This is a genomic window from Catenibacterium sp. CAG:290 (genome assembly GCF_000437715.1).
Classification (GTDB): domain Bacteria; phylum Bacillota_I; class Bacilli_A; order Erysipelotrichales; family Coprobacillaceae; genus Catenibacterium; species Catenibacterium mitsuoka_A.
In genome coordinates, this window is sequence record NZ_FR898802.1 from 16,147 (window position 1) to 27,490 (window position 11,344).

12 protein-coding genes, 3 tRNA genes and 1 riboswitch are annotated in these 11,344 nt (G+C 35.6%); of the genes, 8 read left to right on the forward strand and 7 right to left on the reverse strand.

The genetic code is table 11. The features are described 5' to 3' along the window. The first annotated feature begins 3 nt into the window (after positions 1-3). From QVO42_RS04340 to QVO42_RS04375, 8 genes are read left to right on the forward strand one after another with little or no spacing between them, the layout of a single operon-like run. The gene (locus tag QVO42_RS04340; protein ID WP_022424949.1) at positions 4-939 is read left to right on the forward strand and encodes a nitronate monooxygenase; all 936 of its coding nucleotides are present in this window, start codon (positions 4-6) and stop codon (positions 937-939) included. Continuing rightward, positions 936-1,973: an NAD(P)H-dependent flavin oxidoreductase gene (locus QVO42_RS04345; protein WP_022424950.1), complete on the forward strand. Its 1,038-nt coding sequence runs from the start codon at positions 936-938 to the stop codon at positions 1,971-1,973. The genes QVO42_RS04340 and QVO42_RS04345 overlap by 4 nt, the downstream gene beginning before the upstream one ends. Continuing rightward, complete coding sequence (gene fabD, locus QVO42_RS04350; RefSeq protein ID WP_022424951.1) at positions 1,970-2,893, forward strand: ACP S-malonyltransferase; 924 nt, start codon at positions 1,970-1,972, stop codon at positions 2,891-2,893. Before QVO42_RS04345 ends, fabD begins: the two co-directional genes overlap by 4 nt. Beyond that, on the forward strand, positions 2,880-3,632 hold the full coding sequence (gene fabG, locus QVO42_RS04355) for a 3-oxoacyl-[acyl-carrier-protein] reductase (RefSeq protein WP_022424952.1): 753 nt from the start codon (positions 2,880-2,882) through the stop codon (positions 3,630-3,632). The genes fabD and fabG overlap by 14 nt, the downstream gene beginning before the upstream one ends. 10 nt (positions 3,633-3,642) lie before the next feature. After that, positions 3,643-4,893, forward strand: coding sequence for a beta-ketoacyl-ACP synthase II (fabF, locus tag QVO42_RS04360; RefSeq protein WP_022424953.1), 1,251 nt, complete (start codon positions 3,643-3,645; stop codon positions 4,891-4,893). Next, positions 4,880-5,308: a 3-hydroxyacyl-ACP dehydratase FabZ gene (gene fabZ / locus QVO42_RS04365; RefSeq protein ID WP_022424954.1), complete on the forward strand. Its 429-nt coding sequence runs from the start codon at positions 4,880-4,882 to the stop codon at positions 5,306-5,308. Before fabF ends, fabZ begins: the two co-directional genes overlap by 14 nt. Next, the gene (locus QVO42_RS04370; protein ID WP_022424955.1) at positions 5,308-5,976 is read left to right on the forward strand and encodes a biotin--[acetyl-CoA-carboxylase] ligase; all 669 of its coding nucleotides are present in this window, start codon (positions 5,308-5,310) and stop codon (positions 5,974-5,976) included. The genes fabZ and QVO42_RS04370 overlap by 1 nt, the downstream gene beginning before the upstream one ends. Before the next feature lie 54 nt (positions 5,977-6,030). Then, positions 6,031-6,486, forward strand: coding sequence for a MarR family winged helix-turn-helix transcriptional regulator (locus QVO42_RS04375; RefSeq protein WP_022424956.1), 456 nt, complete (start codon positions 6,031-6,033; stop codon positions 6,484-6,486). Between the two features lie 49 nt (positions 6,487-6,535). Here QVO42_RS04375 and QVO42_RS04380 read toward each other — a convergent pair whose 3' ends face one another. The 7 genes from QVO42_RS04380 to QVO42_RS04415 form a co-directional block, all read right to left on the reverse strand. Continuing rightward, positions 6,536-7,297: a hypothetical protein gene (locus tag QVO42_RS04380; protein ID WP_022424957.1), complete on the reverse strand. Its 762-nt coding sequence runs from the start codon at positions 7,295-7,297 to the stop codon at positions 6,536-6,538. After that, positions 7,297-8,229, reverse strand: coding sequence for a MarR family transcriptional regulator (locus QVO42_RS04385; RefSeq protein ID WP_022424958.1), 933 nt, complete (start codon positions 8,227-8,229; stop codon positions 7,297-7,299). The genes QVO42_RS04380 and QVO42_RS04385 overlap by 1 nt, the downstream gene beginning before the upstream one ends. A gap of 260 nt (positions 8,230-8,489) precedes the next feature. Next, the gene (thiD, locus tag QVO42_RS10425; protein ID WP_022424959.1) at positions 8,490-9,908 is read right to left on the reverse strand and encodes a bifunctional hydroxymethylpyrimidine kinase/phosphomethylpyrimidine kinase; all 1,419 of its coding nucleotides are present in this window, start codon (positions 9,906-9,908) and stop codon (positions 8,490-8,492) included. Beyond that, complete coding sequence (thiM, locus tag QVO42_RS04400; RefSeq protein ID WP_022424960.1) at positions 9,895-10,695, reverse strand: hydroxyethylthiazole kinase; 801 nt, start codon at positions 10,693-10,695, stop codon at positions 9,895-9,897. Before thiM ends, thiD begins: the two co-directional genes overlap by 14 nt. A 33-nt stretch (positions 10,696-10,728) precedes the next feature. Then, positions 10,729-10,829, reverse strand: a riboswitch (TPP riboswitch). Positions 10,830-11,074: 245 nt separating this feature from the next. After that, positions 11,075-11,157, reverse strand: a tRNA-Leu gene (locus tag QVO42_RS04405). Between the two features lie 7 nt (positions 11,158-11,164). Further along, positions 11,165-11,240 (reverse strand) — tRNA-Lys (locus QVO42_RS04410). 5 nt (positions 11,241-11,245) lie between these two features. Then, a tRNA-Thr gene (locus QVO42_RS04415) sits at positions 11,246-11,321 on the reverse strand. Positions 11,322-11,344: the final 23 nt, after the last annotated feature.

The following is an 11,344-nucleotide window of genomic DNA, read 5'->3' on the forward strand; positions in this document are numbered from 1 at the left end:
ACTATGTGGTTAAATGAAACATTAAAGATTAAATACCCTCTTATTCAGGGTGGTATGGCTAATATTGCGACAGGTGCTTTTGCGGCAGCTGTATCTAATGCAGGTGGTTTAGGACTTATTGCAGGCGGTGGTATGTCTCCTGAGATGTTAAGAGAAAATATCCGTGAAGCAAAGAAACTTACTGATAAACCTTTTGGTGTTAATTTGATGTTATTGCATCCTCAAGCAGGAGAAATGGCTGATATTTTGGTGGAAGAAAAGGTTCCTGTTGTTACAACAGGTGCTGGTAATCCAGGTATTTATATTAAGAAATGGAAGGAAGCAGGTATTATTGTGATGCCTGTAGTCCCTAGTGTTGCCCTTGCAAAACGTATGGAAAAAGCAGGTGTGGATGCCGTTATTGCGGAAGGCACTGAATCAGGTGGTCATGTGGGAGAATTGACTACTATGGCTTTAGCACCACAGGTAAAGGCTGCAGTGAATATTCCTGTGATTGTTGCAGGTGGGGTTGCGAGTGGTAAACAGCTTCTTGCAGCGGTTGCACTTGGTGCTGATGGTGTACAGGTTGGTACTATTCTTCTTGCAAGTACAGAATGTCCTATTCACCAGAACTATAAGAATGCGATTATTAAGGCAAAAGATACTGATACAACAGTAACTGGACGTATTGCTGGAACTCCTGTACGTATCTTAAAGAATAAGATGGCACGTACTTATATTAAGAAAGAAAAAGAAGGAGCCGAAATGATGGAACTAGAAAAGTATACATTAGGTTCTTTAAAACGTGCTGTATTTGAAGGTGATGTAGAAACCGGTTCTTTAATGAGTGGTCAGGTAGCTGGCATGGTGCATGAAGAAAGAAGTCTTAAAGACATCATTGAAGGTTTATTTAAAGAATATGAAGAAGAAAAGAAGCGTGTGATGGAGGTTCATCTATGAAAATAGGATCACATTCTTTATCTCTCCCTTTAATTCAGGGAGGAATGGGTGTTGGTGTTTCCTTAAGTTCTTTAGCTGGAAATGTAGCTAAAAAAGGAGCTATGGGTGTTATTTCTACAGCTCAGATTGGTTTTAAGAAGCCTTCTTTTCTTAAAGATACAAAGAAAGCGAATCTAGAAGCGATTGATGAAGAAATCAAACGTGCTAAAGAGATTTCAAATAATAACGGTATGGTTGCAGTCAATGTCATGGTTGCCTTAAGTGATTATGAACAGCATGTGAGACAAGCTGTAAAAAGTGGCGTAGATGCGATTATTTCTGGAGCTGGTTTACCATTAAAGCTTCCTGAATACGTGGATGAAAAAACAGCGATTGCCCCTATTGTATCTTCTGGTAAGGCAGCACGTTTGATATTAAACAAGTGGAAACGTCAGTATGATCGTACAGCTGACTTTATTGTGATTGAAGGATATAAAGCAGGTGGACATCTTGGATTTAAGAAGAAAGAACTATTAGAGAATACATGTGCTTCTCTAAAGAATATCTTGAAGGATGTTAAAGAAGTTGCAAAAAGCTTTGAAGAGCTATTTAATCATTCTATTCCAGTCTTTGTAGCTGGAGGCATCTATACTAATGAAGATATTAAAGAGATGTTAGAAGCTGGTGCGGATGGTGTTCAGATGGGTACACGTTTTATTGGTACTTATGAATGTGATGCTTCAATGGAGTATAAGAATTATTTTATTAATGGCAAGAAGGAAGATATCAAGATTGTACAGTCTCCTGTTGGTATGCCAGGACGTGCTTTTATGACACCTTTTATGGAAAAGACACATCCTATTAAGAGATGTTTTAGATGTATTGCGAGCTGTGATATGAAGTCTATTCCTTATTGTATTACTCAGGCTTTAATTAATGCGGTGAATGGTGATTGTGAGAATGGTCTTGTATTTACTGGCACAAACGGATATCGCATTGACAAGCTTGTACATGTAAGTGATCTGATTGATGAATTAATGGAGGGTATTGTATGAAACTCGGTTTTATCTATGCAGGACAAGGAACACAATATGTAGGTATGGGACAGTCTTTTTATGAAAATGATGAAGACTGTAAGAACTTATTAGATAATGTAAAGTTAGATTTTGATTTAAAGGATATCATGTTTAATAGTGATGAAAAGACTATTAGTACAACTCGTTTTACTCAGCCTGCAATGGTAGCAGTTGCGAATATGGCAACTCTTCTTTTAAAGAAGAATGGGATTACACCTGATTATGTATGTGGTTTATCTTTAGGTGAATACAGTGCTTTAAGTGCAGCAGGTGTATTTGATCCCAAAACAGCAATCCAGGTTGTAAGAGAAAGAGGTCTCGCAATGGAAAAAGCCGCTGAAGGTGTTGAGAGTGCCATGATGGCTATTCTTGGACTTGAACGTGAGCCATTACTTGATATATGTGTTGGCTGTGATGGGTATGTTTCTATTGCGAACTATAACTGTCCTGGACAGTTAGTTATTGCAGGAGAAAAGAAAGCAGTAGAAGAAGCAGGTCAGAAAGCATTGGATCATGGTGCAAGAAGAGCTGTACCTTTAAATACAAGTGGTCCTTTCCATACAAGATTATTAAAGGATGCAAGTACAAGACTTCATGAAGTATTTAAAGATATTACATTCCATGAAATGAATGTCCCAGTGATTTTCAATTGTACTGGTAAGGTATTAGAAGATTGCAGTGTTCAGGAAATGTTAGAGAAACAAGTCATGAGTCCTGTATATTTTGAAGATAGTATTCGTACTATGATTAATAATGGTGTGGATACAATTATAGAGATTGGACCTGGTAAAGTATTAAGCGGTTTTGTCCGTAAGATTGATAGAAAAATCAAAACATATCAGGTAGAAGATATGGCTTCTTTACAGAAGTGTGTGGAGGCATTAAATGAAACTAAGTAATAAAGTAGCCCTTGTCACTGGAGGGTTAAAAGGTATTGGACGTGCGACAGTGATGGAACTTGCAACTCAAGGCGCAGATATTGCGTTAAATTATCGTGCAAGTGAAAAGAATAAAGTATTAGCTGAAGAATTAGTAAAAGAACTTAAAGATCTTGGTAGAGATGTATTATGTGTTGAAGGTGATATTTCTCATGAAGAAGATGTAGAAAACATCTTCAAGAGTATCAAGAAGTATTTTGGACATCTTGATATTCTTGTGAATAATGCAGGTATTACAAGAGACCAGTTAATTTTAAGAATGAAAACTGAAGACTTTGATGCCGTTATTAATACAAATCTTAAGGGAACTTATTTATGTATGAAGCAGGCAAGCCGTTTAATGATGAAACAGAAGTCTGGTCATATTATTTCTTTATCTTCTGTCGTAGGTGTGATTGGTAATGCCGGACAGGTTAACTATGCAGCAAGTAAAGCAGGTGTCATTGGTATGACAATGTCTCTAGCAAGAGAATTAGGTCCTAGAGGTGTCACTGTGAATGCAGTAGCTCCTGGATTTATTGAAACTGATATGACAGAAGTATTAAGCGATGATGTAAAGGAAAGTTTAAAGGCATCTATTCCTTTAGGAACACTTGGACATGTAGAAGATGTTGCAAAGACAATCGCATTCCTAGCAAGTGATGATGCAAAGTATATTACAGGACAGACCATTCATGTAGATGGTGGAATGGCTATGTAAGGAGGAGCTTATGACAAAACGTAGAGTAGTAGTTACAGGTATAGGAACAATTAATCCTATTGGACATAATGTAGAAGAAACATGGAAGTCTATTGAAGAAGGAAAATGTGGTATTGCGCCTATTTCTTTGTTTGATACAAAAGATATGAAGGTCACTCTTGCTGGTGAAGTCAAAGACTTTGATGTCACAAAGTATATTGATAAGAAAGAAGCGAAGAAGATGGACCGCTTTATTCAGATGGGTATGATTGCAGCTAAAGAAGCGATGCTTGATAGTGAACTTGATATCAACAACATTGATTCTCATCGTTTTGGAGTGATTGTATCAAGTGGTATTGGTGGTTTAGGTTCTATTGAAAAGAACTATCAGACAGCAGAAAAGAGAGGTTTTGATAGAGTATCTCCTTTCTTTATCCCTATGACTATTTCTAACTTAGCAGCGGGTCATATTGCGATTGCTTATCATGCACAGGGATTATGTACCTGCCCAGTGACTGCCTGTGCAGGTGGTACAAATGCGATTGGTGATGCATTTAGAAATATTCGTGATGGTTATCAAGATGTCATGATTGCGGGTGGATGTGAAGCTTCAGTAACTCCTTTAGGTATTGGTGGATTTACTTCTATGAAGGCTTTAAGTGATGCCACTGATCCTAACCGTGCTTCTATTCCTTTTGATAAAGAAAGAAATGGATTTGTCATGGGTGAAGGAGCAGGTATTCTTATTCTTGAAGAATTAGAACATGCCTTAAAAAGAGGCGCACATATTTATGGTGAAATGACTGGTTATGGTGTAAGCTGTGATGCCCATCATATTACTGCCCCACTTCCTAATGGTGAAGGTGGTGCCTATGCAATGCAGAATGCATTGGATGATGCAGGTATCAGTTATGATGTGATCGATTATATTAATGCACATGGTACTTCTACTCATTTAAATGATTTATGTGAAACTGAAGCGATTAAATCAGTATTTAAGGAACATGCATACAAGCTTGCAGTAAGTTCTACTAAAGGTCATACAGGACATTGTTTAGGAGCTGCAGGGGGTATTGAAGCAGTACTATCAGTATTAGCCTTAAAGCATGACTTTATTCCTCCTACTTTAAATTATCAGGTAAAGGATGAAGAATGTGATTTAAATGTAGTACCAAATATTGGTGTTAAGAAAGATCTTCATTATGTGATGAGTAATTCATTAGGTTTTGGTGGACATAATGCAAGTATTATATTCAAGGAGTATGACAATGGAACTAAATAGTAATGAAATTGCGAAAATTAATCCTCATCGTTATCCATTTGCGCTTGTAGATCGTATTACTGATTATAAGCCAGGAGAATACGCGAAAGGCATTAAGTGTGTCAGCGTGAATGAAATGCAGTTTATGGGGCATTTCCCTGAGCATCATGTGATGCCAGGTGTATTGATTGTAGAAGCTTTAGCACAGACTGGATGTATTGCGATATTAAGCCAGGAAGAACATCAAGGTAAGATTGTCTTCTTTGCAGGAATCAATAAATGTAAATTTAAAGGTCAGGTCATTCCTGGAGATGTGATGGAATTAGAATGCACACTCACAAGAATGAGAGGTAAGATTGGTATTGGTGAAGCAAAAGCAACAGTCAATGGTAAAACTGTTGTACAGGCTGAACTCACTTTTGCGATTGGTGACTAATGAAATATATAGAATTTGAAGAAATTGATTCTACTAATACGTATATTCATGATCATTATCAGGAATTAGATAATGATACAATTGTCCGTGCACATTATCAAACTCATGGTCGAGGACGTTCTAATCATATCTGGGAGGCAGATAAGAATGAACAGCTTCTCTTTAGTTATTATATGAAACAGAACGTGGATCCTTTAAAGGTGTCTGCTATTATGGCTTATGCGATTGTGACAGTTCTAAGAATGAAACAGATCAATGCATTCATTAAGTGGCCCAATGATATATATGTAAATAATCAGAAGATTGCAGGTATTCTTGTAGAAACGATTTATGAGAATACTTTACAGGGTATTATTATTGGGACAGGGTTAAATATTAGTAAGGGTTCTTACTATTCTCTATCTGATGTGATAAATCATCCTATTGATAAAGAAAAGCTGATGTTGAATATTATTGATACATTTAAGAATATGCTTCATATGCCTTTTGCATCTTTATTAGATGGCATGAATCGTCATTCTTATTTAAGAGGTAAGACAATTCCTTATAAAGAATATGGTTTAGTGAAATTCTTATATCTCGATGAGAATTGTCATCTTGTGATAGAGGATGAAAACAAGAAAAAGCATACGATTCTTTTAAATGAATTATCATTAGGTCGTATATAATTAGTCTTCTCAAATATGTGATAAAATTGTAGAATAGATTCAAGGAGTGGAATTATGGACGCGAAAAAGAATAATTTAATGGATTCTATTAATACAGTTTTTAAACTCGCCATTAAAGTACAGGAAGATTATATTAAATATAGTCCTTTTCCTGAATTATCAATGAATGAAATGCATATTATAGAGGCTGTAAGTAAGCAGCAGTTTCCTACTATGACAAATGTCGCAAAGACATTAAAGGTAACTGTAGGAACATTAACTACTAATGTAAAGACTATTGTGAATAAAGGTTTTCTTACAAGAGAACGTTCTTCTGCGGATCATCGTGTCACATATCTACGTATTACTGATAAAGGATATCAGGCATTAGAGGTTCATAACCAGTTCCATAGGGATTTATCTGGACTTTATAGTCAGCATATTCCTGATGAAATGATTGGCTGGGTATATGATACAATAGAGAACGTCATAGAAGACTTAAAAGAATACCAGAAAAAACTTAATAAATAATATAAACCCCTATAGAAGGTGTAATTCTTCTATAGGGGGTTTTTTACACTTATTTTCTTAAACCATAGCACTGATGTAAAAGAGAAATTAATTCATCCTTATTTGTTGATTGTACACCAATAGCTTTTAAATCTACATTTTCATCTACCATCACTGATAAAAACGTCTCCATATCTTTCTTGATTTCATCACTAAGTATCATTCTTGTATTAGGCGAGACCAATTGAGCCAATCGAAATACATCATTCTTGTGTTTCTTAATATTCTTACTATCAATATGTTCACCACATAACCTTCGTTCTGTCAAATCCAACCATGCTTTAGCCTTAAATACAATTAAACATAGCGGGCTAAGAACTGGTACGCCATCAATAATTAACTGTCCACCTTTCAGTAATTCATAATAATCTTTATTCAAAAGAATAGCAGATAAACTTGAAACCTCTTCATCAATTGGTAAAGGTGTAAGAATTGAATCATTATCTAAAATCATATAATCAGGATTTCTTGAAAATATTTCTATCATATATGGGTATTGCTTACTCTTAGGACAACTAAATCTGTAAAACTGTGCTTTACCTGTACTTTTATTTAAATGTGAATACTTAGCTTCTTTAATATACTCCCAAAATCTCCTGCCAAATTCTGCTGTTATAGACTCAACAATTAATACAATATCTATATCCTTGGTAGCTCGAAATGGAAGTTCTTCATTTTCCATAATAATATCGCAAGCCGTGCCACCAATAATAACATATTGATTTTCAAATCCTTTAAAGTACTCTTTAAACTTAGCAATTCCATTGACCATTAATCTGTCAGCTCCTTTTCTAGTATGTCTTCTAAGACTTCTTCAATTCTTTCATCTTTATTTTCTTTCAAAGACAATACTATAGAAAGAGTATCTGCGATATTTGTATGAGTAAATAATTGTGGATCATAAGCCCATATCTCTACTTTCACCTGTACATCTGGGTCTATCAGTTCATCAATAAGATGCGTCTTATCAAAGTCCTTTTCATATACTGCATATGTTCTTAAACGGCTTGGATTCAACATACTCATTTCTGATAATGCGGTCTCTCCTGCAAGAACCATATAATCTGTAACCAAAGACTGATTCATATATCCTACTTGACGTACTGGTGTTAAGAGATAGTGTTGAATATGCTCAAACAATTCTTTATGAAAATATTTAGATTCTATTACCTTATTCACACCATCCTTATATACTAAAAATAAATCTGTCATTTCTAATTGTTTAACTGCCCTAGACAGGGTCATTGCGGAAAATGGAAGGCTCCTTGACAGATCTGATACATATACCTTCTTCTCATGATTATACATATAAGCAAGAAATAATAACTGTGTTGAATAGACAAACTTGTCTTTAATCTTTTCTGGTTCCTTTTCATCTACAAGTAATGTACCAATAAAAGGAAGAAAAGTTTGTTTATCTGTTATGAAAGGAATGTGATTCTCAAGAAGACTCTTTCTTCTATAAAATGATATTGTCTTACTATATAATACGACAGGAACATCATCAATTACTCGAATTTTTTGTATTTGTTTTTTGAGTGATGGAAGTGTTGGCAGTTCTTCTATCGGTATAATCACAATACAACGTATATTTTCTATATAAGCTGTATAGAATTGATAATTACTCACAATATAGAGAGGTAATATGCTTTTCTTATCCCAAGGTTCATATCTTATAGATAGGCCAAATATATTATCAATCATTGTATAGGCTCCTTTTAACTTAATTTATTTCATTTTAACTTTGCGAATGTTAATATGCAAGTTTTTAAGTTAAATAAAAAATATCCTCCAGATCATATGTCTAGAGGATATTCATAAGATATGCCCACCTTCAAGTAATAGATATATAACTCGAAGAAGCAAAATAAATAATATGAGTATAAACCACGCTTTGAATTCTTTCATGCCCTTAACCTCTTAAAAGAGATTATACCAGGCAGTTATGGAATTATTGTGTACTTTTAGATATTATAGCCATGATCCATAGGACCACTTCCCTGACCTAAATCTAACATGGCACCTATTGCACCAGAAAGATATGCTTTAGCATGTCTAACTGATTCTTCTAGTGTATAGCCTTTAGCCAAGTTGGATGCAATCGCACTTGATAAAGTGCATCCTGTACCATGTGTATTACTGTTGTCTATTCTATGTCCTTTAAACCAAGTACCCTTTTCACCATTGTATAGGTAGTCATTGGCATCATTTAATTGATGTCCACCTTTAACTAATACAGCACAATGATATGTGTCATAAATCTTCTTAGCTGCTATTTCCATATCTTCTACAGTCTTGACTTCCATATCAGTGAGTACTTCTGTTTCTGGAATATTAGGAGTAATGACTTCAGCAATAGAAAGTAATTCTTCCTTTAATGTAGAGATGGCTTCATCACTAATAAGTTTTGCGCCACTTGTCGCAACCATGACTGGATCTACCACAATATGCTTCGCATCATAATGTTTCAACATTTCTACAATAGTATGAATAAGCGCTTTAGAAGACACCATACCAATCTTAACAGCTTCTGGATAGATATCATCAAATACAGCACGAATCTGGCTTTCTAAGAACTCTGGAGTAACATCCATAATATCTGTCACACCCGTTGTATTCTGGGCTGTGAGGGCTGTAATAGCGCTCATACCAAATACTTTATTGGCAAGCATTGTCTTTAAATCTGCTTGTATTCCTGCACCACCACTCGAGTCACTACCAGCAATAGTTAAGCATGTATGCATTGTTTCATAAAGTGCATCTACACGCTTCTTTAAATCAATAGTAGCCTGTTTGATATTCTTCTGACCAAATAAAGCACTAATAACCGCAATGCCATCAATACCTGTATCTTTAAGTAATAAGCAGTTATCGTAACTGATTCCACCAATGGCTACCATTGGAAGATCCACTGTATCCGTCATTTCTTTTAAACGCTTGATACCTAATACTTCCGCATCATCTTTAGAAGATGTAGGGAAAATAGCCCCTACACCTAAATAGTCTGCACCTTGTTCTTTCGCAATTCTTGCTTCTTCTATAGTATGTGCACTTACACCAATGATCTTATCTGGTCCAAGAATTTCTCTTGCCTTCACGCATGCCATATCATCCTGACCTACATGAACACCATCTGCATCTATTTCCTTAGCAAGCATAACATTATCATTAATAATAAATGGTACATCAAACAAACGACATAGTTCTTTAATATTCTTTGCTTCTTCATAGAAAGAGGCTTCATCTAGGTCTTTTTCTCTTAGCTGAAGACAAGTAGCACCACCCATTAAAACATCTCTTACCTGCTCATATAGAGTCTGTTCTCCTGTCCAATGACGATCAGTCACAGCATAGAGTCTCAACATGTCATTATTGAACTTCATATTTACCACTCTTTTCTAGTTCTTCATCAGTCATATTGAATAATGCATCAATTAAATAAGTACGAAGTGTTGCATTACCTTCACCTTCTTTTAATTTAGATGCACCAATTTCACCCGCAATACCCATGGACATAACAGCTGCCGCAGCACTATCTACACTATTTTCTACTGTTAAGAAACAACCTAAGATACCTGATAACATACATCCAGTACCAGTAATGGCACTCATTTCTTTACATCCATTATTAATCATATAGCACTTATTACCATCAGTGACATAATCTATAGGACCAGTCACAATAATAATAGTATTGAGTTCTTTTGCGAATGCTTTGATATCATCAATGAGATCATGTGAGTTCTTCTGATCTTCCACTGATGCATCTACACCTTTAGTATGACCTGTACCTGCCATTAAAGTCTTGATTTCTGAAATATTCCCTTTGATAGCATCAAAATGAATCTGTTCTAATAATTCTTTACATGTATTGGTACGTAAATCAGTCGCACCTGCACCTACTGGATCTAATACAGTAATATGCTTACACGCATTAGATGCCTTACCTGCTTCAAACATAGAAGCAATCTTCACCTGATTGAGAGTCCCAATATTAATATTTAATGCATTACTGATAGAAGTCATCTGAGCCACTTCTGTAATTTCATCTGACATAATAGGACTGCCACCAATTGCAAGAATCGCATTGGCTACATCATTCACTGTTACATAGTTAGTGATGTTGTGTACTAATGGTTTTACTTCTCTTAATTTCTTAATGTAGTTCATATTCTTTTCCTCCATAAAAAAGAGCACGCTGAAAGAAGGTGCTCATAAAATTCCTACGTTGGCATTATCCAAATCAGGTTTCATGGTCAAGACTTATGTCTACTCTCAGCAAATTAGCTCCCATTTCAATTATAATAATATGTTAAAACATTCAGTTATGAAATACAAGGGATTTCATGACCATATACATATTTACTACTCTATTCTAGAGTATTATAATATACACATCATTCTGTTATAGCTTCCCAAAATATATGAGATACTAATGAGCTTCCCCTCATCAAATTCTCTTCTATAATGGAATGTAATCTACCATTTTGGTAGATTTTTATTTTTAGACATAAAAAAAACACCGAAACTTCGGTGTCTGCATTCAGAATGGTGCGGGTGACAGGACTTGAACCTGCACGCCGAAGCACTAGATCCTAAGTCTAGCGTGTCTGCCAATTTCACCACACCCGCATCAAGATGGTGACTCGCAGGGGATTTGAACCCCTGACCCTCTGATTAAAAGTCAGATGCTCTGCCATCTGAGCTAGCGAGTCACTAATGGTGCCGACTAGAGGACTTGAACCCCCAACCTACTGATTACAAGTCAGTTGCTCTACCAGTTGAGCTAAGTCGGCAAAAAAATGGTGGAGGTTAACGG